General features: G+C 41.7%; 1 protein-coding gene. It reads left to right on the top strand.

From position 1 onward, the window contains the following. Positions 1–309, top strand: a 309-nt coding sequence (locus AC4J95_RS21240) for a prealbumin-like fold domain-containing protein (RefSeq protein WP_494551560.1), incomplete at both ends; no start/stop codon positions are given.

Below are 309 nucleotides of genomic sequence, written 5' to 3'. Positions count from 1 at the left end.
TAGCCGATTTCATCAACTATCAAGGTTCCATTACCTTCGTGAAGAAAAACGATAAAGGAAATCCTTTAAAGGGTGCTGATTTCGAGATTCGCGATCAAGCAGGTAAGGTTCAAACAGTTCTAGATGCAGAAGGCAAAGCAACGACGATCTTGACTTCAGATAAAGAAGGTAAGGTTTATGCGACCGGATTAGCTCCTGGAAAATATTCGCTGGTTGAAACCCAAGCCCCAGAAGGCTACCTATTGAATCAAACCGAAGTTCCATTTGAAGTAGATGAAAAAGCAGCAGGCGAACCAGAAACAATTACTT

It is taken from the genome of Enterococcus sp. GPZ-007 (genome assembly GCF_059374735.1).
Note: the sequence above shows the minus strand (reverse complement) of the source record. Positions and strands in the feature narration are given on the sequence as shown.